The organism is Streptomyces justiciae (assembly GCF_015163075.1).
Lineage (GTDB): Bacteria > Actinomycetota > Actinomycetes > Streptomycetales > Streptomycetaceae > Streptomyces > Streptomyces justiciae.
Map to the genome: position 1 here is coordinate 307,666 of NZ_JADDXU010000005.1, position 22,442 is coordinate 330,107.

The 22,442-nt window shown below is 71.1% G+C and carries 20 protein-coding genes and 1 tRNA gene; 10 read left to right on the forward strand and 11 right to left on the reverse strand.

Annotated elements, in window-relative coordinates; translation table 11 throughout:
* Positions 1–58 precede the first annotated feature (58 nt).
* A complete protein-coding gene (locus tag IQ210_RS16740) occupies positions 59–1,162 on the forward strand; it encodes a ferritin-like domain-containing protein (RefSeq protein ID WP_194079811.1) in 1,104 nt (367 codons plus the stop codon).
* Complete coding sequence (locus IQ210_RS16745; protein ID WP_194079812.1) at positions 1,159–2,043, forward strand: ADP-ribosylglycohydrolase family protein; 885 nt, start codon at positions 1,159–1,161, stop codon at positions 2,041–2,043. Before IQ210_RS16740 ends, IQ210_RS16745 begins: the two co-directional genes overlap by 4 nt.
* Here the strand turns inward: IQ210_RS16745 and IQ210_RS16750 are convergent.
* The 7 genes from IQ210_RS16750 to IQ210_RS16780 all read right to left on the reverse strand — a co-directional run bounded on the left by IQ210_RS16750 (position 2,040) and on the right by IQ210_RS16780 (position 8,541).
* On the reverse strand, positions 2,040–2,546 hold the full coding sequence (locus tag IQ210_RS16750; protein WP_194079813.1) for a DUF3291 domain-containing protein: 507 nt from the start codon (positions 2,544–2,546) through the stop codon (positions 2,040–2,042). The two genes, IQ210_RS16745 and IQ210_RS16750, sit on opposite strands and share 4 nt — an antisense overlap.
* Positions 2,547–2,591: 45 nt before the next feature.
* On the reverse strand, positions 2,592–4,049 hold the full coding sequence (locus IQ210_RS16755) for a penicillin-binding transpeptidase domain-containing protein (RefSeq protein ID WP_194080013.1): 1,458 nt from the start codon (positions 4,047–4,049) through the stop codon (positions 2,592–2,594).
* Positions 4,050–4,063: 14 nt separating this feature from the next.
* Positions 4,064–5,425: an FtsW/RodA/SpoVE family cell cycle protein gene (locus tag IQ210_RS16760; RefSeq protein WP_194079814.1), complete on the reverse strand. Its 1,362-nt coding sequence runs from the start codon at positions 5,423–5,425 to the stop codon at positions 4,064–4,066.
* A 53-nt stretch (positions 5,426–5,478) separates the two neighbouring features.
* Entirely contained in the window at positions 5,479–5,853 is a 375-nt protein-coding gene (locus tag IQ210_RS16765; RefSeq protein WP_194079815.1) for an SH3 domain-containing protein, read from the reverse strand.
* Between the two features lie 150 nt (positions 5,854–6,003).
* The gene (locus IQ210_RS16770; RefSeq protein ID WP_194079816.1) at positions 6,004–7,239 is read right to left on the reverse strand and encodes a sensor histidine kinase; all 1,236 of its coding nucleotides are present in this window, start codon (positions 7,237–7,239) and stop codon (positions 6,004–6,006) included.
* A complete protein-coding gene (locus IQ210_RS16775) occupies positions 7,239–7,937 on the reverse strand; it encodes a hypothetical protein (RefSeq protein ID WP_194079817.1) in 699 nt (232 codons plus the stop codon). The genes IQ210_RS16770 and IQ210_RS16775 overlap by 1 nt, the downstream gene beginning before the upstream one ends.
* A 97-nt stretch (positions 7,938–8,034) precedes the next feature.
* Positions 8,035–8,541: a protein-tyrosine phosphatase family protein gene (locus IQ210_RS16780; protein WP_194079818.1), complete on the reverse strand. Its 507-nt coding sequence runs from the start codon at positions 8,539–8,541 to the stop codon at positions 8,035–8,037.
* Between the two features lie 113 nt (positions 8,542–8,654).
* Between IQ210_RS16780 and IQ210_RS16785 the strand changes: the two genes are divergently transcribed.
* Positions 8,655–9,458 carry a nuclease-related domain-containing protein gene (locus IQ210_RS16785; RefSeq protein ID WP_194079819.1) on the forward strand — a complete coding sequence of 268 codons (804 nt, stop codon included), beginning with the start codon at positions 8,655–8,657 and terminating at the stop codon, positions 9,456–9,458.
* On the opposite strand, the gene IQ210_RS16790 is transcribed toward IQ210_RS16785, so the two are convergent.
* Together IQ210_RS16790 and ligD are read right to left on the reverse strand one after the other, a co-directional pair.
* Positions 9,459–10,748, reverse strand: a complete 1,290-nt coding sequence (locus IQ210_RS16790; RefSeq protein ID WP_194079820.1) for a vanadium-dependent haloperoxidase — start codon at positions 10,746–10,748, stop codon at positions 9,459–9,461.
* Between the two features lie 93 nt (positions 10,749–10,841).
* Positions 10,842–11,723: a non-homologous end-joining DNA ligase gene (ligD, locus tag IQ210_RS16795; protein WP_194079821.1), complete on the reverse strand. Its 882-nt coding sequence runs from the start codon at positions 11,721–11,723 to the stop codon at positions 10,842–10,844.
* A gap of 74 nt (positions 11,724–11,797) precedes the next feature.
* Here ligD and ku point away from each other — a divergent pair, with 74 nt between their 5' ends.
* Entirely contained in the window at positions 11,798–12,817 is a 1,020-nt protein-coding gene (gene ku / locus IQ210_RS16800) for a non-homologous end joining protein Ku (protein WP_456115060.1), read from the forward strand.
* 166 nt (positions 12,818–12,983) lie between these two features.
* Here the strand turns inward: ku and IQ210_RS16805 are convergent, their stop codons facing one another.
* Entirely contained in the window at positions 12,984–14,765 is a 1,782-nt protein-coding gene (locus tag IQ210_RS16805) for a beta-ketoacyl-[acyl-carrier-protein] synthase family protein (protein ID WP_194079823.1), read from the reverse strand.
* A gap of 482 nt (positions 14,766–15,247) precedes the next feature.
* Positions 15,248–15,319, reverse strand: a tRNA-Arg gene (locus IQ210_RS16810).
* Between the two features lie 107 nt (positions 15,320–15,426).
* Here IQ210_RS16810 and IQ210_RS16815 point away from each other — a divergent pair.
* The 6 genes from IQ210_RS16815 (at position 15,427) to thrB (ending at position 22,441) form a co-directional block, all read left to right on the forward strand.
* Complete coding sequence (locus tag IQ210_RS16815) at positions 15,427–15,957, forward strand: response regulator (RefSeq protein WP_194079824.1); 531 nt, start codon at positions 15,427–15,429, stop codon at positions 15,955–15,957.
* A 179-nt stretch (positions 15,958–16,136) separates the two neighbouring features.
* Positions 16,137–17,336, forward strand: a complete 1,200-nt coding sequence (gene nrtL / locus IQ210_RS16820) for an ArgS-related anticodon-binding protein NrtL (RefSeq protein ID WP_194079825.1) — start codon at positions 16,137–16,139, stop codon at positions 17,334–17,336.
* Between the two features lie 17 nt (positions 17,337–17,353).
* Entirely contained in the window at positions 17,354–18,754 is a 1,401-nt protein-coding gene (gene lysA / locus IQ210_RS16825; RefSeq protein WP_194079826.1) for a diaminopimelate decarboxylase, read from the forward strand.
* Between the two features lie 158 nt (positions 18,755–18,912).
* Positions 18,913–20,205 carry a homoserine dehydrogenase gene (locus IQ210_RS16830; protein ID WP_194079827.1) on the forward strand — a complete coding sequence of 431 codons (1,293 nt, stop codon included), beginning with the start codon at positions 18,913–18,915 and terminating at the stop codon, positions 20,203–20,205.
* Between the two features lie 6 nt (positions 20,206–20,211).
* Positions 20,212–21,270, forward strand: coding sequence for a threonine synthase (gene thrC, locus IQ210_RS16835; RefSeq protein WP_126274368.1), 1,059 nt, complete (start codon positions 20,212–20,214; stop codon positions 21,268–21,270).
* A gap of 241 nt (positions 21,271–21,511) precedes the next feature.
* Entirely contained in the window at positions 21,512–22,441 is a 930-nt protein-coding gene (thrB, locus tag IQ210_RS16840) for a homoserine kinase (protein WP_194079828.1), read from the forward strand.
* The last annotated feature ends 1 nt before the right edge of the window (position 22,442 follow it).

A 22,442-nucleotide genomic window follows, 5' to 3' on the forward strand; every position in this document is an offset into this window, starting at 1 on the left:
TCAATCCCCCGCGCACTACTTGTTGACCCCGCGTCTACAAAGGGGCAGCCTGCGGGACATGCCGACTTTCGACCTGTACGCCACAGATCCGGGAGACCCCCACTGGCAGGTGCCGGCGACCGGCGCGGCGCGCTTCAGCTGGGAGTACGACGATGGCCGCGAACGCCTCCTCGCCCTCTACCAGAAGGGCAAGGACAAGCAGTGGGACGGACAGAAGCGCATCGACTGGGACCTGGAGGTCGACCCCGCCGACCCCCTCGGCACCCCCGACGAGTCCATGTCCCTCTACGGCACCAAGCACTGGGCGAAGCTCACCGAGAAGGACAAGGGCGAGCTGCGGCAGCACTACGCCTCCTGGCAGTTCAGCCAGTTCCTGCACGGTGAGCAGGGCGCGATGGTCTGCGCGGCGCGGATCGTCGAGTCCGTGCCCGACCTCGACGCGAAGTTCTACTCGGCGACCCAGGTGATGGACGAGGCCCGGCACGCGGAGATCTACGGCCGGTTCCTGCACGAGAAGATCGGGATGCTGTACCCGATCAACGACAACCTCCAGTCCCTGCTCGGTGACACGCTCCGCGACAGCCGCTGGGACATGCCGTACCTCGGCATGCAGGTCCTCATCGAGGGCCTCGCCCTCGCCGCGTTCGGCATGATCCGCGACACGACGGACAAGCCGCTGCCGAAACAGATCCTCGCCTACGTCATGCAGGACGAGGCGCGGCACGTGGCCTTCGGCCGCATGGCCCTGCGCGACTACTACAAGCAGCTCAGCGACGCCGAACTCCGTGAGCGCGAGGAATTCGTCATCGAGGGCTGCTACTTGATGCGCGACCGTCTGCGAGGCGTCGAGGTCCTGGAGAACTTCGGCATCCCCACCGCCGAGGCCGAGGAGTACAGCGAGCAGTCCGAATTCCTCGCCCTGTTCCGCCAGTTGCTGTTCTCCCGCATCGTCCCGTGCGTCAAGGACATCGGCCTGTGGGGCAAACGCCTCCAGCAGGCCTACGTCGACATGGGCGTCTTCGAGATGGGCGACTCCAACCTCGACCTGCTGATGGCCCAGGACGAGGAGATCGCCGAGAAACTGGATGCGGAGCGGTTCGCGGCGGAGGAGCATGACCGGGTCGCCGAAGTACAGGAAGCCATCGACCGGGGGACTCCATGACCCGTACCATCGCCCGCCGCAGCCTCGAAGGGCTCGCCCTCGGAGACGCGTTCGGCGAGCGCTGGTTCCCGCTCTTCCGCGAGCCCCGGCAGGCGTACGACGAGGTCCGCGCCCGCCGGATGCCCGAGGAGCCCGAGTGGCACTGGACGGACGACACGGCGATGGCGCTCGCCGTCTGCCGGGTCCTCGACGAGTTCGGCGAGATCCGGCAGCCGGAACTGGCCCAGGCCTTCGCCCTCGGCTACGACGCCGATCCCGCCCGGGGCTACGGCCACGGCATGCATCTCCTGCTGCCCCGCCTGCTCCAAGAGCCCGAACGCTGGCCGGAGTTCGCCCGGGAGCTCTTCGACGGCGAGGGCAGCCTCGGCAACGGGGCGGCGATGCGGGTGGCGCCGCTCGGAGCGTGGTTCCACACCGATCTGTCCCGTGCCGTCGAGCAGGCGGCCCGCTCCGCCGAGGTCACGCACGCCCACCCCGAGGGTGTCGCCGGCGCGGTCGCGGTCGCCGTGGCCGCCGCGCTCTCGGCCCGGGACGAGCTGACGCTGGACGCGGTGGCGGCGCTGACCCCGGACAGCGCGGTCCGCGAAGGCCTCGCCCGCGCCGCCGAAGTCCCCTTCTCCACCGAGCCCTGGAAGGCCTCCGACGTTCTCGGCAACGGACAGCGCATCCGCGCCGACGACACCGTCCCCTTCGCCGTCTGGTCCGCCGCCCGCCACCCCGACGACCTGGTCTCGGCCCTGTGGACGACCGCCGAGGGTTTCGGCGACGTCGACACCACCTGCGCCATCACGGGCGGCATCGTGGCCGCCCGTACCGGCGTGAGCGGGGTCCCGGAGGAGTGGCTGCGGCGGCGGGAGGCGGTACCCGGCGCGGCCGCCTAGACCCCGCAGCCCAGATCCTCCGGCACCGCGAACGACACCGGCTGCGAAGCGCCCGCCGGGAACGACGTCCGCAGCGTGAACGCGTACGGCGTCGGCCCGTTGGCCCGCAGATGCAGCAGCCGCGCCTCCGCCTCCGCGACCGTCGGGCGGTGGCCGGCCGGTACCCACCACAGGGCCGTCATCGCCTCCTCCACCTTCTCGAACCACTCGCGCCGCCGCGAGAGCATCTCGCGGTGCTGGCCCTGGTACATGAAGGCGGTCAGCGCGTTGGTGTCCCGCCACACGGTGAGGTTGATGATCAGCCAGTCGTCGCCGAAGACCTTGATGTCGGTCGCGTCACCGCCCTCCGACTGGAGGCGCCAGACATAACCGTCGGCGACCTCCGCGGAGGCGTTGACCGGGTCCAGCGCGTCGACGAAGTCCTTCAACTCCGGTGAGTCCAGCGGGAATTTGAGGCGTGAGATGTTGACCTGGGCGAGTTCGTACGCGGCGGCTGAAGTCATGTACCGAACGGTAGGTCGGGAACCCCGGCCGCCGGTACCCCCGTCTCAGTCGGTGAGCACCGCCTCCATCACCGCCCGCGCGATCGGCGCCGCGTCCCCGCCCCCGCTGATCTCCCCCCGGTCCGCCTCCGCGTCCTCCACCACCACGGCCACCGCGACCTTCGGCTCCAAGTCACGCTCGCCCTGCGCCCAGGAGATGAACCAGGCATACGGCGTACCGGAGTTGTCGACCCCGTGCTGGGCGGTTCCGGTCTTGCCGCCGACGGTCGCGCCGGGGATCGCCGCGTTCGTGCCGGTGCCCTCGGTCACCACCTCCTCCATCAGCTCCTTCAGGCGTACCGCGGTCGCCGGGTGCATCGCCTGCCGCACCGGCCGCGAACCGGCCGTGGACACCGTCGCGCCACCCGACCTGGTCGTCCGCTCCACCAGGTAAGGCGACCTGATCTGCCCGCCGTTGGCGACGGCCGCCGACACCATCGCCATCTGGAGCGGCGTCGCCCGCGTGTTGTACTGCCCGATCGACGACAGCGCGAGCTGTGCCTTGTCGACGGACACGTCGAACGTCGACTCCGCGACGGAGTACGGAATGCCGAGCCCGGTGTCGTTGAAGCCGAACCGCGCCGCCGTGGTCGCCATGTCGCTCACCCCGACCCGCACCCCGAGCCGCGCGAACACCGTGTTGCAGGACCACATGAACGCGGCCCGGATCGGCGCGTCCTCGCATCCCGTGGCCTCGTTGGTCAGCGAGGTCGTGGTGCCCGGCAGGGTGTACGGGTCGGGGGAGTCGGTGGCCTTGTCGACGTCCGTCACCACACCCGCGTCCAGCGCGGCGGCCAGCGTGACGACCTTGAAGGTCGACCCCGGCGGATAGGTCTGCCGTACCGCCCGGTTGAGCATCGGCTTGTCCGGGTCCGCGTTCAGCCGTGCCCAGTTCCGCTCCACGGCCGCGTCGTTCCCCGACAGCACCTGTGGGTCGTACGACGGGCTGGTCACCAGCGCGAGGATGCGTCCGGTCGACGGCTCCACGGCCGCCACCGCGCCCTTCCGCCCGGCGAGACCCTCGTAAGCGGCCCGCTGGGCCGCCCTGTTGATGGTCGTGACGACGTTGCCGCCCGGGTTCTGGCGTCGCGTCAGGTCGTTCCAGAGCGGGAACGCCGACAGCATCGGGTCGGTGCCGGAGAGGATGTCGTCCTCGGTGTGCTCCAGGAAGGTCGTGCCGTAGATCTGCGAGGCGAAGCCGGTCACCGGCGCGTACAACGGGCCCTTCGGGTACGTCCGTTCGTAACGCAGCCGCCCGTCGGTGTCCTTCGAGCCGGTGACCGAGGAGTCGCCGACCAGGATGTCGCCGCGCGGCTGGCCGTAACGGGCGATCGCGGTACGGCGGTTGGCGGGGTTGTCGTCGTAGGACCGGGCCTGGATGACCTGGATGCGGGTGGCGTTGACCAGGAGCGCCACCAGCAGCAGGGCGCAGAAGCAGGCGGCGTGGCGGATGTAGCGGGTCATCCGGATGTTCCGCGTCACGCGGCGACCTCCCCGTCGTACTGGCTGCGGGCGGAGTCGCTCACCCGGATCAGCAGGGCCACGATCGCCCAGTTGGTGACCACCGACGAGCCGCCCTGGGCCAGGAACGGCATCGCCATGCCGGTCAGCGGGATCAGCCCGGTCACGCCGCCCGCGATGACGAACACCTGCAACGCCACGATCGACGCGAGCCCGACCGCCAGCAGCCGCCCGAAGGGGTCGCGCAGGGAGAGGCCGGCCCGGTAGCCGCGCTCCACCAGCAGCCCGTACAGCAGGAAGATCGCCGAGAGGCCCGCGAGCCCCAGTTCCTCGCCGGCCGTCGCCAGGATGAAGTCCGACTTGGCGGCGAAGCCGATGAGGATCGAGTGCCCGAGCCCGAGCCCGGTGCCCATGGTGCCGCCCGCGGCGAACGCGAACAGCGACTGGGACAGCTGGTTGGGGCCCTGACCGGCCTCGATGGTGGCGAACGGATGCAGCCAGTCCTGCACCCTGCTGTGCACATGCGGCTCCAGCCAGCCGACCGCGACCGCGCCCAGCGAGGCCAGCAGCAGCCCCACCGCGATCCACCCGGTCCGCCCGGTGGCGACGTACAGCAGCACCACGAACAGCCCGAAGAACAGCAACGACGTCCCGAGGTCCCGCTCCAGGACCAGCACCACCACACTCAGCAGCCAGATCGCCACGATCGGCCCGAGCACCCGCCCGGTCGGCAGCTGGAGCCGCCAGATCCGCCGCCCGGCATAGGCGAGCGCGTTGCGGTTGGCGGCGAGATAGGCGGCGAAGAAGACCGCGAGGAGCACCTTCGCGAACTCGCCCGGCTGGATGGAGAACCCGGCGATCCGGATCCAGATCCGGGCCCCGTTCACGGCCGGGAAGGCGATGGGCAGGACGAGCAGCGCGAGGGCGGCGGCGACGCACACGTACGCGTACCGCTGGAGCACCCGGAAGTCCCGCAGGAACAGCGCGGTGACGATGAACAGCGCCACGCCGACCGTGGACCACACGAGTTGGGTGGGTGCCGCCCGGTCGCCCGGGGTCTCCAGGTCGAGCCGGTAGATGAGGACCAGGCCGAGGCCGTTGAGCAGCACGCCGATCGGCAGCAGCAGCGGATCGGCGTACGGCGCCCGGTAACGCACCGCGAGATGCGCGACCAGCGCGAGCACGCCGAGCCCGGCGCCGTAACCGGCGGCGCCGGGCGGGACGGTCCCGTGTCGGGCGAGGCCGACCGCGCAGTAGCCGTACACGGAGAGCAGTACGGCGACGACGATGAGGGCGAGTTCGACGCCCCGGCGCCGGGGGAGGCGGACGGCGGGAGCGGGGGGATCCGCTCGCACCACGGTGGTTCCGGCCTTGGTCATGTCCGGAACCTACCCAAATAGGGAGACTTGTCTCCCCAACCTTCCGGGTCTTCCTAGCACCAGCGTGGCGCCGCCCCGATGTTGTCGATGTACCGCGCGGCGCCCCAGGCCCAGGTGCCGTCCGTGAGGAGGTACCAGAGGGGGTTGCCGCCGACGGTCTGGCCGGGCGTCTTGCAGAAGATCGAGACGACCTCGCCCCGGTGCGCGGTCCGGATGATCTGCGACCCGCGGTTCGGCGCGCTGCGCAGATTCAGCGTGCTCGCCGTGACGACACCCCGGTACAGGCGCGGGTTCTCGTGCTGCTGGTGGTTCCCCCAGTCACCGCGCTCACCGTCCCAGTCGTCGTTCGCGACGGCGGGCACGGCGGCAGCGGCGGCGAGCAGGGCGCCGGCGGCGAGCGATATGGAGAGACGGGAGCGCAGGGACATGACGGAACCTCCACGAAGGGGGCGAACTTGACTATTCGCCACATTAGGAGGGGTGTCCGGGGGCCGCCTTTCAAACTGGGCCATAGGAGAACGCCGCCAAGGGGCGCGGGGAACTGCGCGACCAGCCACAGGCAACCCGCACCCCGCCACTCAGCTCAGCCGCAACGTTGCGACCGCCCCACCATCCACCGCGTTGGAAAACGAAAGCCGCGCCCCCAGCACCTCCGCCTGCCCGACCGCGATCGTCAGCCCCAGCCCATGTCCCTTCGATCCCCCCTCCGTCCGGAACCGCTGTGGCCCATGCTCGACCAGGTACTCCGGATACCCGTCCCCGTGATCCCGAACGGTCACTGTCGGCCCGTCCACTGTCAGAGACACCGGCGCCCTGCCGTGCCGATGCGCGTTGGCCACCAGGTTCCCCAACACCCGCTCCAGGCGCCGCCGATCCGTCTCGACGACGACACTCCGCACGACCCTGACCTCCGTGTCGGTCCCCGACGCCCGCACCACCCGCTCCGCCAGCGCCCCGAGCGGCACCGCGTCCAGATCCAGCCGCTCCCGCCCCGTGTCCAGGCGCGAGATCTCCAGCAGATCCTCCGTCAGCGTCCGCAGCGCGGCCACCCGGTCCCGCACCAGCTCCGTCGGCCGCCCCGGCGGCAGCAGCTCCGCCGCCGCGTGCAGCCCCGTCAGCGGCGTCCGCAACTCGTGCGCCACGTCGGCCGTGAACCGCTGCTCGCTCAGCAGCTTGCTCTGCAGCGAGGCCGCCATGGAGTCCAGCGCGGCGGCCACCGCGGCCACCTCGTCCTGCGGCCGCGTCGGATCCTTCGTACGCGGATCGTCGACGCGCGCGTCCAGGTCACCGCCGCTGATCCGCCGCGCCACCCGCGCGGTGGCGTGCAGCCGCCGGGTCACCCGGGTCACCGCGAAGGCGCCCACCAGCAGCGTCGCCCCGATGGCGAGGGCCGAGGACCACAGGATGGCCCGGTCGAGCGCGTTGATGGTGCGGGCCTGCTGGGAGTAGTCGACGACGACGGCGAGGGCCCGGTCGCCGTCGGCGGGACCGGCCGCCCACATCGTGGGGCGCCCGTCGTGGTCGGCGACCATCGTGCCCCGGTCGCCCGCCACCGCGAGGGCCCGCAGCGACGCGGGCAGCCCCGGCGGGTCGACGCCGGCGCCCGGCAGCAGGCTGTCCCCGGCCTCGTACGCCTCGGTGGCGTCCGCGAGCCGGGACAGCGCCAGGTCACGGGCCTGGCCGACGGTCTGGTTGGTCACCGAGACATGGACGAGGATGCCGAGCAGCGCGGCCAGCGCACAGCACATGACGGTGATGAAGGCGGCGGCCTTCAGGGCGAGCGTGCCGGTCCACCGGGGGAGCGCGAGCCTCATCAGGGGGTCGCCGAGGGGGTGGGGGAGGCCTTCGGCCTCTTGCCGATGTGCAGCATCTCGTCGTGGGTGAGCAGAAAGACGTGCTGGTCCGGGTCCCAGGTCCACTGGAACCGGTACTCGTAGTCCGCGAGGTCGGACGGCGCGTGGATGATCACTGAGCGCCCGGCCAGCTCGACCTCGCTCACCGCGTCGTCGTTGTTCATGACCTGCACCAGTCGGCCGCCCTGGACGGTGTAGACGCGGACGGCGGTCTGGTTGCCCGGCAGCAGCCGGAAGCCCAGCGTCAGATCCGCGTGGCCGTCGCCGGTGAGATCGCGGTAGTACGCCTTGAGCACCGGGCAGCGGCCGTCCGCCGGTGTCTTGCCGCAGTAGGCCATCCGGCGGGTCGTCTCGCGGTACGTGGCCTTGGCGCCGGAGTAGTCGTCCGGGTGCTGGCGGATCTCCGCCCGTACGACGGCCACCGGGTCCACCGCGCGGACGTCGTCGCCCGGCACGGCGATGCCCTTCATCACCTCGGACTCGCCGTCGTCGTAGTTCCAGGCGGGGCTCGACGCCGGCGTCAGCTGCGGCCACAGCTTGGCCGGGCTGGTCGCGGTCGGGGTGGACCCCGCGCCCTGGAGGCCGCCCGCGTCACCGCAGCCCGCGGCGGTGGCCAGCAGCAGGGCGGTGGCGAGGGCGGTTCGGACAGGGCGTGGCACTGTGCTCCAGGGGCGGACGGGGCGGCGGGGGACGACTATCGGCCCGTACACCTTATTCGTACGGAAGTCCTTTTTGCGCACCCGTCCGGGACGGGCGTCATTCGGCCAGCTCCTCCAGCAGCCGTGCCGTGGGCAGTCCGGCCCGCAGATAGTCGACGAACAGGTCGTTGTGCAGCGCCCAGGGCGAGCGGCGTTCCCGGATCGTGCGGATCGCCTCCTCGGCGGAGTGCCCGGCACGGATCAGGGCGTGCGCCACGACCAGCCCCGAGCGGTTGTAGCCGTGATAACAGCGGACGAGGACCTTGCGGCCCTCGTCGATCGCCTCGTTCGCGGCCCGTGCCAGCCGGATCACGCCCGCGAGCTGGGTCCCGTCCAGGGGCCCGTCGGGTATCGGCCACACATGGTGCTCCACGCCGGGGTCGGGCCCGTGCCCCGGCAGCCTCAACAGGGTCTGGACGAGATCGAACTCGTCCCGTACGACGGCGAACTCCCGTTGCCCCGAGTGCCCCCTGAACTCGTGCCCGCCCATCCACAGTCCGGGCACGATCTCGTTCCAGGGACGGTCCGGGGCCGGTACGTCGGGCTGCTTCCTGCGGGTACGCAATAACGCCTCCCCAACTCCCCACACCCAACCACCCTCCCGACCTTCCCCAAAGGTAACCGCCTTCTTGCCCCTGGAGCACCCCGCCTGTTCCCATGGTCAAGGGGTGATGGTGCATGAGCGGACTGCGCGTCATACCGACCTGGCGGCACGGCCAGGAGCGGCTCTACGTGTGCCTGACGGACGGGCGGAACGTCGCCTGGTACGACAGGGAGGCGGCCCGGGTGAACCTGCTCAGCGAGGCGAGCAGGGAGGACGTCCTGGAGGTGCTCGGCCCGTTCCTGACGGGCCCGGTCGCGGTGGGGCCACCCCCCGTCCCGACGCCGGCGGAACTGGCCCGGCTGACCCTCCACCCGGACGACGACCTGGCGCCCAACCGACCCGGCGAGGCCCTCCAGATCGCCCTCGACCGCGACCCCGGCCCGCCGCACCGGCTCCGCCCCGACCCGCGCCGCAGGGCGCTGCTGGCCGAGCAGGCGGTCGGCGAGGCCCTGGACCGCCTGGACGGCGCGGGCTGGCACGCCCTGCACTCGGTCCCGCTCCCCGGCGGCGACCGCGTCCACCACCTGGCGATCGGCCCGGGCGGCCTCTTCGCGATCCACACCCTGCCCGCCCGCAAGCAGCGGGTGACGGTCGCCGACCCCATGGTCACCCTGGGCCGCCACGACCCCCGCCCGCTGCTGCGCCGCGTCCGCGCCGACGCCGACCGCGCCTCCTACGCGCTGACCGCCGAGGTCCACCCGGTCCTCGCCCTCGCCGGCCCGGCGGACGTCCGGATCACCGCCCCGCTGCGCGAGGTCCGCGTCATCGCGGACACGGAGGTGGAGAGCCTGGCCCGGCTCGGCGGGGTGCTGAAACCGGCGGACGTGGAGGCCCTGCACGCGATGGCACGGGACCGGAACACCTGGACGCGGGTGTAGTTACCGCAGCGGCCGGAAGTAGTGGTCCATCGCCCAGTTGCCGATGTCCCTGCCGATCCGGGTGCCGACCACGTCGGCGGTGCGGAAGTGGATGCCGCTCCAGATCCGGGCGTTGATCGTGTCCCGGTTGAAGTCGGCCGACCTCGTGTACGTCCGCGTCGTCCCCGTCGGCGTCGACGACAGCCGCAGGTCGATGTCCCCGCCGGTCAGCCGGTCGAGTACGGCCATCACGGCGCCGTCGTTGGTGCAGTGCCCGCCGATGTACTCCGGGTACGGGGGAGTGTTCAGCAGCGGTGTCCAGTCCGGGTCGGCCGCGGTGGCCGGGTTGCCGTCGGTGCCGGCGAGCCGGATGGCGTGGATCGGGCGCCAGAGGGCGTACGTGAACTTGGCGTTCCAGGTCGTGATCGTCGCGTCGGCGGCCGCCGTGTTGGCCGCCGCGAACAGCCGGGCGGCGTCGACGATGTCGAGCTTGTGCCGGGTGACGTGGTCGCGGTAGCCGGCCTGGAGCTGCTGGGGCAGCGGGTGCGAGAAGAACAGCGCGGTCTCGGTCTGCCGCGCGCTCCGCCTGCTGCCGCTCTTCCCGCCCATCGCCTTCGTCTCGGCGAGGTCCCGGGCGTACCGCCGCGAGGTCAGCGCGGGCGGCGGCCCCGGCATGAACTGCTCCGGGTCGTCGGACAGCATCGGCCGCACCTTGCCCAGCCAGGCGTTCACAGCGGGGCTGTACGTCGGCGGGGCGGGCCGCCAGACACCCGGGGCGGGCTCCGGGGCGAACGTCACCCGCTCTCCGCGCCCGTCCTCCTCACGCAATGCGATGAGCCGCTCGGCGGCCAGCTCCCCGAACCGGACGCCCTGCTTCTGGGCCGTCCCGTCCGGGATCTTGGCGAGGGACGCGGTGTACGCCTTCTCGATGCGCACCTTGGACGCCGGGAAGTAGGTGAGCAGCACCCGCCGCGCGGCCGTCGCGGCGGCGGCCTCAGAGGAGGCGTGCCGGGGACCTCGTACGTCCCACTTGTACTCGGCGTAGCGGCCCTCGATGCCGACGACCGCGTTGTAGACGGCGGCATGGACGAAGCCGTACCAGAGGAATGGCTCGGCGGTCGGCCGCCTGGCGTCGTCGGCGATCACGGCGACGGCGGTGTTGTTCCAGTCGGTGATGACATCGGCGCCGGGGCGCTTGTCGGGCGCCGGGGCCGGGGCCTGGGCGGCGGAGAGGGCGTAGGCGGTGAGTCCGACGAGAAGGGCTCGGCGGAGGGTGTGGGCGCGGGCGCCGGAGGATGGTCGTGCTCGCATGCCGGTGGCTGCTCCTTCGGTGATTCGATGAGAGATGTCCCCATTGATCACCATCTGTGCCCGCCGGTGCGGATCGGGAAGCCAGGACAGGCCCTAGGGCAGTCGTCCGGCGGACCGCGCGTCGAAGAGCGGCGCGAGCAGATCGCCGTAGTCCTGGATACGGGGCCCCATGTCCGTTGCGAGGAAGGCGAGTTGAGACGCCGACCGGCACTCCTCCACCTCCGTCCAGGTGACCGGCGCCGAGACGGTCGGCTCGGGGCGGGCACGCAGGGTGTAGGGGGTCGCGGTGGTTTTCCGGGCCGCGTTCTGGCTCCAGTCGACGAACACCTTCCCGGGGCGCAGGCTCCGCGTCATCCGGTGCACGACGAGCTTCGGCATCGCCCGTTCGGCGGCGACGGCGAGCCCCTTGGCGTACTCCGTCACCCGTTCGGACGGCGTCGGCCGCACCGCCGCCAGCAGATGCAGCCCCTTCGACCCGGACGTCTTGGCGTACGCCGTGATCCCGTCCGCCGCGAGCCGCTCCTGCAGCCACAGCGCGACCTCACAGCACTCGACGACGGAGGCGGGCGGCCCGGGATCGAGATCGAACACGATCCGATCGGCCTCGGCCGGATCACCGACCACCCACTGGGGCGTATGGAACTCGGTGACGAGGTTCGCCGCCCACATCAACGACGCCAGATCCTGTACGACGACCATCCGCGCCGGCCCCTCCGACCGCGGCACCTCGGCGGTGGTGACCCAGTCGGGCGTACCCGGCGGCACGTTCTTGGCGAAGAACACCTGCCCGTCGGGCCCGTCCGGGTAGCGCAGGAAGGACAGCGGCCGGTCCCGCAGATGGGGGAGGAGGGCGTCGGCGGTGGTGGCGTAGTAGTGCAGCACCTCGCCCTTGGTGAACCCGGTCGCGGGATACAGCACCTTCTCCAGGTTGCTGAGCGCGAGCCGGCGCCCCGCCACCTCCGTGATAGGCGTCATACGATGAGAATCTCACGCATATCGTCTGATACCGCCCGATCCCTCCCGTGACAGTCGCCGAAAGGATGCCGCCCGTGCGATCCATATGGAACGGCGCGATCTCGTTCGGCCTGGTCAGCATCCCGATCAAGCTGGTCAACGCCACCGAGAGCCACTCGATCTCCTTCCGCCAGATCCATCTGGAGGACGGCGGCCGCATCCGCTACCGCAAGGTGTGCGAGCTGGAGGAGAAGGAGGTCAGCGGGGCGGAGATCGGCAAGGGGTACGAGGACTCGGACGGCACGATCATCCCCATCACCGACGAGGACCTGTCCCACCTCCCGCTCCCGACGGCGAAGACGATCGAGATCGTGGCCTTCGTGCCGGCCGACCGGATCGATCCGCTCCAGATGGACGCCGCGTACTACCTGGCGGCGGGTGGCGCCCCGGCGGCGAAGCCGTACACGCTCCTCCGTGAGGCGCTGAAGCGCAGCAACAAGGTGGCGATCGCCAAGTTCGCGCTGCGGGGGAGGGAGCGGCTGGGGATGCTGCGGGTGGTGGAGGACGCGATCGCGATGCACGGGCTGCTGTGGCCGGACGAGGTCCGCGCCCCCCAGGGTGTCGCCCCCGACACCAAGGTCACGGTCAACGACAAGGAACTCGACCTCGCCGACGCCCTCATGGACACCCTGGGCGAGATCGACCTCGAGGACCTCCACGACGAGTACCGCGAGGCGCTGGAGGAGGTCGTCGCCGCGAAGGCCGCCGGCGAGACCCCGCCGGCGGCCCCGGAACCGGCCAAGGGCGGCAAGGTCCTCGACCTCATGGCGGCCCTGGAGAAGAGCGTGCGCGAGGCGAAGGAGTCCCGCGGCGAGGAACCGGCGGAGGTCAGACAACTCCCGCAACGCAAGACGTCGTCCCGCACGACCCCGAAGCCGGCGCAGGGCAGAAAGTCGACGTCGAAGACGACGACGAAGAAGACGGCCTCGAGCTCGTCCTCGTCCTCGGCAAAGAAGTCGACAGCGACGAAGAAGACGGCATCGAAGAAGACGGCGTCGGCGACGGCGAAGAAGACGACGGCAAAGAAGACAACACCACGAAAGCGCTCGGCCTGACGCCTACCAACAGGCCAGTCTCCTTCTCCTCTTCCTGCTCCTTCTCCTCTTCCTGCTCCTTTTCCTGTGCCAGCCACTTTCTTCCGCCGCGACGGCGCTCAGCCACGACGTCGCAGCCCGGCGGTGCCGAACCCCGCTCAGCCCGTCCGCGTCCGAGCCCCGCCACTCACCCCATGCGCCGCAAGGCCAGCACCGCGTTGTGCCCCCCGAACCCGAACGAGTTGCTGAGCGCGAGATCCCCACCCACCGGCAAGTCCCGCGGAGCGTCCGTCACCACGTCCAGCTCCACCTCGGCGTCCACCTCCGCACACCCCACGGTCGGCGGCACCACCCCGTGATGCAACGTCAGTACGGTGGCCACGGCCTCCACCCCACCCGCGGCGCCCTGCAGATGCCCGAGGTGCCCCTTGAGCGCGGTCACCGGCACGGACAGGTTCCGGTTCCCGAGGACGGCCCGCAGCGCACCCGCCTCGGCGAGATCCCCCTCCACGGTGGCCGTGGCATGCGCGTTCACATGGACGACGTCCACCACATACCCCCCGGCGTCCCGCACCGCGCGCCGCAGCGCGAGCGCCACCCCGCTCCCCGAGGGATCGGGCGCGGCCATGTGATGCGCGTCAGCGGAGAGCCCCCACCCCGCGGCCTCGCAGTAGATCCGCGCACCCCGGGCGAGGGCATGTTCCTCGGCCTCCAGCACGAGAACCCCCGCGCCCTCCCCGTTCACGAACCCGCCCCGGTCCTTGGCGAAGGGCCGCGAAGGCGAACGCCCGTCCTCCAGCCCGGCCTGGGACAACGCCCGCATCGAGGCGAACGACGCCATGATCGCCGGCGTCACGACGGCTTCCGCACCGCCCGCGAGGGCGACGTCGACACGGCCGTACCGTATGCGGTCGATGGCCTGCCCGATCGCCTCGGTGCCGGAGGCACACGCGCTGGTCACCGTCCGGGCCTCCCCGGTGATGTGGAGGTCGAGGGAGACCTGCGAGGCGGCCTGCGAGGGCACGGTCATCGGCGTGGTGAGCGGCGAGACGGCCCGCGGCCCCTTGTCCCGCAGCTTCCGATCCCCACCGACCAGCACGGAGGCATCCCCGAGGATCGCCCCGAGACTGACCCCGACCCGCTCGGGATCGAGCCCGCTCTCCCGGGTCCCCCCGTCCACGAACCCGGCGTCGGCCCAGGCCTCCCGCGCGGCGAGCACTGCGAACTGGGCGGCCCGGTTCATCCGCCGCGCGGCGGCCCGAGGCAACAACTCACCAGGATCGACGGGCACGACCCCGGCCACCCGCACGGGCAGCTCACCGAACTCCTCCCCGTCCAACTCCCGTATCCCGTGCCGCCCGTCAAGCAGCCCCCGCCACAACGCATCCACCCCGACCCCGAGCGGAGTCATGGCCCCGAGCCCGGTGACGACGACCCGCCGCGGCCCACCGGCAGCGGCTTCCCGCGCGGGCCGAGGGTGATGCCGTACGACATACCCCTCCCGGTCGGCGTCACGAGCCCACCCCCGCACGTCCTCGTCCGCCACCGGCTGCTCCGCACACACGTCGAGATCCCGGTGCCAGGCACCCCAACGCCGTACATACGTCACCTCGGCGGCCCGTGGATCGACGGCCCGCACCGAGCTCACCCGGTCGCCGTCCCGGAACTCCACGTCGTCGAGCGGCGGTGACGACAGCCGGGGCACGGCCGCGACGTCCAGCCGGTGACAGGCGACGGTGACGGTCCGCTCCCGCCCGAGCACCTCGTCACGGTCCACCCCGCCGAGCGGCGGCCGCAGCGACATCCGGATCGTCTCCGGCGACTCGGGCAGCGTGTGGGTGACGACGTACCAGCGCTGCCGTTCCACGTCCTCGGGCGACAGCGCGACCAGGTCGCCCGGAATCACCTCGGCGACGCTAACTGTGTGCGGATTTATCGGGACTTCGGATTTCTCGGATGAATTGGACATATCCGTACACGCTTCCCATGCTCCGAACTGCCTTGCGGGGGACGGTCCCGAGTGAACGGGACGAAAGCCGGAAAGGCCATTGTTGAAAGGAAAACATGCCCGGATTCTTACGCTCCGCAAACACCACCCGAAAGCGACGCTCCGTCAACCCACCGACGTACAAGGCGAGTTACAAGCACAGCCCCGAATGATCTGTGTGCAACCTCACTGCCGCACACACCATCATCAACTGTGCACCGGCACCGACCAACAGGCCAGAACCCGCCTGCACTTCACCAAGCACCCGTACTCCGAGCAGCGCGGCCGGACCACCAGGCAACCGCCGCCGCTCCGGCCACAGGCACAAGCGCCCCGAGACCGAGCGCACTCCGCGACCCCACCGACCAACGCCACGAGAACGGGCATATCGCAGCTCTACCGCGACCACCACGACCCAACGACAAAGAGCGGGACCCAGTGAAACTGGGTCCCGCTCTCCAAAGTGCCCACGGCAGGATTCGAACCTGCGCACACGGTTCCGGAGACCGTTGCTCTATCCCCTGAGCTACGCGGGCGTCCGCCGCACTGTGCGCGGCGACGGGTAGAACCCTACCAGCTTCGATGGGGTCTTCATGAACAGGTATTTCCGGCGGTCAGGGGCGGCCCGCGGTCCCCGGTACGGGTGGAAGTCGGGAAAACCCGGACGCGATGGCCGGTCCGGACCTACTCTCGAGTTGTGCCAGGCGCCTCGGGCCGGGTGCTTGTTGTGGACGACAACAAGGTCATCCGGCAGTTGATCAGGGTCAATCTCGAGCTGGAGGGTCTCGAGGTCGTGACCGCGGCCGACGGTGCCGAGTGTCTGGATGTCGTTCATCAGGTGCGGCCCGATGTGGTGACCCTCGATGTCGTGATGCCCCGGCTTGATGGGCTTCGTACCGCCGCGCGACTGCGCTCCGATCCCCGGACCCGCGATCTTCCGCTCGCCATCGTCAGCGCCTGCACCCAGTACGAGGTCGAGAGCGGCCTCGACGTCGGCGTCGACGCCTTCCTCGCCAAGCCCTTCGAGCCTGCCGAACTCGTACGGCTCGTACGGCAGTTGATGGAGCGCAGGCACGGTGCGGAGCAGGCGGACGGGGACGACGACGCGGTCTTCGACAGCGTCCTCGGCGCCGGTGAGGCCGAGCGAGCCGGACAGGCGGGCGGCTGCGGCTGATCAGCCCTGCCGCCTGCTTCGTGGAGCAGTAGTCCTTGATTGGCCGTGGCTGGCTGTGGCCGGCCGTCGGGGTTCGGCAGCGTCCATCAGGCCTCGCCGCTGTCCACGGGCGTCCACATCCCGGACCTTCCGTTAAACCGACTCGCCTACCCACCCCCCTCCTCCCATACGCTTGTCCCGTGACCCCCGTCGAGCTCTCCAGTACCGTGCTGCGCGCGGTCCGTCGCGCTGTCGACGGTGGAGAGCTGAGCGTGACGGTTCCCGGACGGGCCGTCGTCGCGCCTCCCGGGCCCGGCGGCTGTGGTGACTACGCCACCAACATCGCCCTCCAGCTCGCCCGCCCCGCAGGGAGGCCTGCGGACAAGGTCGCCGCGATCCTGCGGGCCCATCTCCTCGACGCCCCCGGTGTCACCGACGTCGTCGTCACCGGGCCCGGCTTCCTCAACATCAGCCTGCGCGAGTCCGGCTCCGGCGCGCTCGTCGAGGAGATCCTCCGGCGCGGGCGGCACTACGGATGCGCTGACGGGCTCACCGGCGAGATCTTCCGGCTGCACGCGCCTCACGAGGTCCGCGCCGTCGTCGTCATGGACGCCGTCTCCCGGCTCCTCCGCTCCCAGGGCGCCCTCGTCCGGAACACCTGCGAGGCGCCTCCCGAACCGGAGTGGACCGACCTCCTCGGCGCCCACGTCGACGCCTTCGGCACCCCCGAGACCCCGGCCCCCCTCGACGTCAACGCCAGCCAGGCACCCGCCCCCGCCGACTCAGCCGACCTTGACGTCAACGTCAGCCAGGCACCCGTCCCCGCCGCCCTCGCCCCCCTCGACGGCAACGTCAGCTGGACGCCCGCCCCCGCCCTCGACGTCCGCCAAGGACCCACCCCCCTCAACGTCCCCATCCGCCCGGTCCCCGCCCCCACCACCCCCACCCCCCTCGGCCGCGACGCCGCCCGCTGGGCCCTGCTGTGTCCCGCCGCCCACGACCGGCCCCGGATCACCGACGAGCACCTCGTCCAGCGCGAGGGCAACCCCCTCTTCCGCGTCCGTTACACCCATGCCCGCACCCGGGCCCTCAGCCGCAACGCCGCCGACCTCGGCTTCACCGCCGTACCCGGCGACGTACGGCACAGCCTCACCCCGCTGCTCGCCGACCACCCCCGGGTCCTCGCCCAGGCGGCAGCCGACCGCGCGCCCGACCGTCTCGCCCGGCACCTCGTCACCGTCGCCGATGCCGCGCTCACCCTCCTGCCCGGCGTGCTGCCGCGCGGCGACGAGAAACCCTCGGCCGCCCACCGTGCCCGGCTCGCCCTCGCCGAAGCCGCCGGGACGGTGCTGGCCGGCGGCCTGTCCCTGCTCGGCATCGACGCACCCGACCACATCTAGAGAGCCAGCCACAGATCATGAGCCGTTCCGCCCACCCCGCCGGGCCCCGTCACGCCGACGTCCTCCCTGAGGGGCGCTCCGTAGCAAGCACAGTGCCGCCCGCCGACCTCAACACCCTCGATCCCAAGGTCTGGGCCCAGACCGTGACGCGCGATGAGGACGGGGTCCTGACCGTCGGCGGCATCAGCGTCACCCAGCTCGCCGAGGAGCACGGCACCCCCGCCTACATCCTCGACGAGGCCGACTTCCGCGAGCGGGCCCGCGCCTGGCGTACCGCCTTCGGGGCCGACGCCGACGTCTTCTACGCCGGCAAGGCGTTCCTGTCGCGTGCCGTCGTGCGGTGGCTGCACGAAGAGGGGCTCAACCTCGACGTCTGCTCCGGCGGCGAACTCGCCACCGCCCTCTCCGCCGGCATGCCCGCCGACCGCATCGCCTTCCACGGCAACAACAAGTCGACGGGCGAGATCCGCCGGGCCATCGAGGCCGGTGTCGGGCGGATCGTGCTCGACTCCTTCCAGGAGATCGTGCGCGTTGCGCACATCGCCGCGGAGCTCGGCAAGCGGCAGCGTGTGCAGATCCGGATCACGGTGGGGGTGGAGGCGCACACCCATGAGTTCATCGCCACCGCCCACGAGGACCAGAAGTTCGGCATCCCGCTCGCCGGCGGGCAGGCCGCTGAGGCCGTGCGCCGGGCGCTCCAGCTGGACTCCCTCGAACTCATCGGGATTCACTCCCACATCGGTTCGCAGATCTTCGACATGTCCGGGTTCGAGGTCGCCGCGCACCGGGTGGTGGGGCTGCTCAAGGACATCCGCGACGAGCACGGCGTCGAGCTGCCCGAGATCGACCTCGGGGGCGGGCTCGGCATCGCCTACACCTCCGACGACGACCCCCGTGAGCCGCACGAGATCGCCAAGGCGCTCACCGAGATCGTGACGAGGGAGTGCGAGGGCGCCAAGCTGCGGACGCCGCGCATCTCCGTCGAGCCGGGGCGCGCCATCGTCGGGCCCACCGCCTTCACCTTGTACGAGGTCGGCACTATCAAGCCCCTCGACGGACTGCGCACATACGTCTCCGTCGACGGCGGCATGTCCGACAACATCCGGACCGCGCTGTACGACGCCGAGTACAGCGTCGTTCTCGTGTCCCGGACGAGCGACGCCGAGCCGATGCTCGCCCGCGTCGTCGGCAAGCACTGCGAGAGCGGGGACATCGTGGTCAAGGACGCGTTCCTGCCCGCCGACCTCGCGCCGGGCGACCTGATCGCCGTACCGGCGACGGGTGCGTACTGCCGTTCCATGGCGAGCAACTACAACCACGTCCTGCGGCCGCCGGTCGTCGCCGTGCGCGACGGCGAGTCGCGGGTCATCGTCCGGCGCGAGACGGAGGAGGACCTCCTGCGTCTCGACGTCGGATGAGACGTCGGACAGCCGCCGAAGCCCGAGGGCGGAAGATCTCCTGTCTTCCGCCCCCGTACAAATGAAATAGATGTCTCACGATCCGGACGAAGGGTAGAAACTCCCGTCCGGTGAGTGAGACTGGTCCAACCGTAGACGGTATGAGGAAACGAGGTCGGATGATGCGTACGCGTCCGCTGAAGGTGGCGCTGCTGGGCTGTGGAGTGGTCGGCTCAGAGGTGGCGCGCATCATGACGACGCACGCCGACGACCTCGCCGCGCGCATCGGCGCCCCCGTCGAGCTGGCCGGTGTCGCGGTGCGCCGCCCGTCCAAGGTCCGCGAGGGCATCGACCCGGCCCTCGTCACCACGGACGCCACCGCCCTCGTCAAACGCGGGGACATCGACGTCATCGTCGAGGTCATCGGTGGCATCGAGCCCGCCCGCACCCTCATCACCACCGCCTTCGAGCACGGCGCCTCGGTCGTCTCCGCCAACAAGGCCCTCCTCGCCCAGGACGGCGCCGCCCTCCACAAGGCCGCCGAGGACCACGACGCCGACCTCTACTACGAGGCCGCCGTCGCCGGTGCCATCCCGCTGATCCGCCCGCTGCGCGAGTCCCTCGCCGGCGACAAGGTCAACCGCGTGCTCGGCATCGTCAACGGCACCACCAACTTCATCCTCGACAAGATGGACAGCACGGGGGCCGGCTACCAGGAGGCTCTGGACGAGGCCACGGCCCTCGGGTACGCCGAGGCCGACCCCACCGCCGACGTCGAAGGCTTCGACGCCGCCGCCAAGGCCGCGATCCTCGCCGGAATCGCCTTCCACACGCGCGTGCGCCTCGACGACGTCTACCGCGAGGGCATGACCGAGGTCACCGCCGCCGACTTCGCCTCCGCGAAGAACATGGGCTGCACCATCAAGCTGCTCGCCATCTGCGAGCGCGCCGAGGACGGGGGATCGGTCACGGCCCGCGTGCACCCGGCGATGATCCCGCTCACCCACCCGCTCGCCTCCGTGCGCGGCGCGTACAACGCCGTCTTCGTCGAGTCCGACGCGGCCGGGCAGCTCATGTTCTACGGTCCCGGCGCCGGCGGCGCCCCGACCGCCTCCGCAGTCCTCGGCGACCTCGTCGCCGTCTGCCGCAACCGGCTCAACGGCGCGACCGGTCCCGGCGAGTCCGCGTACGCCGCCCTGCCCGTCTCGGGGATGGGCGAGGTCGTCACGCGGTATCACATCAGTCTCGATGTCGCGGACAAACCGGGTGTTCTCGCCCAGGTCGCGACCGTGTTCGCCGAGCACGGGGTTTCCATCGATACGGTTCGCCAGACGGGCAAGGACGGCGAGGCCTCCCTCGTCGTCGTGACCCACCGCGCGTCCGACGCCGCCCTGGGCGGGACCGTCGAGGCGCTGCGCAAGCTCGACACCGTGCGCGGTGTCGCCAGCATCATGCGGGTTGAAGGAGAGTAACCAGCAATGACCCACCAGTGGCGCGGAATCATCGAGGAGTACCGGGACCGGCTGCCCGTCTCCGACAGCACCCCGGTCGTGACGCTCCGCGAGGGCGGCACGCCTCTCGTGCCCGCGCAGGTGCTCTCCGAGCGCACGGGCTGTGAGGTCCACCTCAAGGTCGAGGGCGCGAACCCGACGGGGTCCTTCAAGGACCGCGGCATGACCATGGCCATCACCAGGGCCAAGGAGGAGGGCGCCAAGGCGGTCATCTGCGCCTCCACCGGCAACACCTCCGCCTCCGCCGCCGCCTACGCGGTGCGCGCCGGCATGGTCTCCGCCGTCCTCGTGCCGCAGGGCAAGATCGCGCTCGGCAAGATGGGCCAGGCCCTCGTCCACGGCGCCAAGATCCTCCAGGTCGACGGCAACTTCGACGACTGCCTCACCCTCGCCCGCTCGCTCAGCGACAACTACCCCGTGGCGCTGGTCAATTCGGTCAACCCGGTGCGTATCGAGGGCCAGAAGACGGCCGCCTTCGAGATCGTGGACATGCTCGGCGACGCCCCCGACATCCACGTCCTCCCGGTCGGCAACGCGGGCAACATCACCGCGTACTGGAAGGGGTACAAGGAGTACGCCGCCGACGGCATCGCCGCCAAGACCCCCCGCATGTGGGGCTTCCAGGCCTCCGGCAGCGCGCCGATCGTGCGCGGCGAGGTCGTCAAGGACCCGTCGACGATCGCCACCGCCATCCGCATCGGCAACCCGGCGTCCTGGCAGTACGCGCTCGCCGCGCGCGACGAGTCCGGCGGCCTCATCGACGAGGTGACGGACCGTGAGATCCTGCGCGCCTACCGCCTGTTGGCCGCTCAGGAGGGCGTCTTCGTGGAGCCCGCCTCGGCCGCGTCCGTGGCCGGTCTGCTGAAGGCCGCCGAGCAGGGCCTGGTCGACCCGGGCCAGAAGATCGTGTGCACCGTCACCGGCAACGGCCTCAAGGACCCCGACTGGGCCGTCGCGGGCGCCCCGCAGCCCGTCACCGTCCCGGTCGACGCGGCGACGGCCGCCGAGCGCCTCGGCCTGGCGTAAACAAGCACCGCACGGCGACATCCCTACAGGGGGTGCACAGGGGGCTTACGACACGCATCGTGCGCCTCCTGTGCGCCCTATGTCGCCACAGAACCTTCCTTCGATAGGCTGTACCGAACCCGCCCGCCGCATATGCCCGAGCGCATGGCCGGGAGCCGCGTCATCTCCGCGGCCCGCGGGGTCTCCACGTACGTATCGAATGTCTTCGACAATCACGCAGCTCAAGGAGAGTCATCGAGCGATGGCCGGTCCAGCGTTCCGCGCCGCCGCCGTCCGGGTGCGCGTCCCCGCCACCAGCGCCAACCTCGGCCCGGGCTTCGACGCCCTCGGCCTGTCGCTGGGGCTCTATGACGACGTCGTCGTCCGGGTGGCCGACTCAGGGCTGCACATCGACATCGCGGGTGAGGGCAGCGAGACCCTCCCGCGCGACGAGAAGCACCTGCTCGTACGGTCCCTGCGCACCGCCTTCGACCTGCTCGGCGGACAGCCGCGCGGCCTCGAGATCGTGTGCGCCAACCGCATTCCGCACGGCCGTGGCCTCGGGTCCTCCTCCGCCGCCATCTGCGCCGGCATCGTCGCCGCCCGTGCCGTGACCATAGGCGGCGAGTCCAAGCTCGACGACGCCGCGCTGCTGGAGCTCGCGACCGAGATCGAGGGCCACCCCGACAACGTGGCGCCCTGTCTGCTCGGCGGCTTCACCATCGCCTGGATGGAGGCGGGCGCCGCCCGGGCCATCAGGCTGGAGCCCGCCGATTCCATCGTTCCGGTGGTTTTCGTGCCCGGGAAGCCGGTTCTGACGGAGACCGCGCGTGGTCTCCTCCCGCGCACCGTGCCGCACGTCGACGCCGCCGCCAACGCGGGCCGCGCCGCCCTGCTCGTCGAGGCCCTCACCCGGAGCCCCGAGCTGCTGCTGCCCGCCACCGAGGACCGGCTCCACCAGGAATACCGGGCTCCGGCCATGCCGGAGAGCGCCGCGCTCGTGGAGCGCTTGAGGGCGGACGGAGTTCCGGCCGTGATTTCCGGCGCCGGACCCACGGTTCTCGCGCTGGTCGACGAGGCCAGCGCCGACAAGGTGGCCCACCTCGCGGGTGAGGGATGGGCCGCCAACCGGCTCGAACTGGATGGCCAGGGTGCGAGCGTGTTGCCGCTCGCACCCGCCGGTGACATCTGAA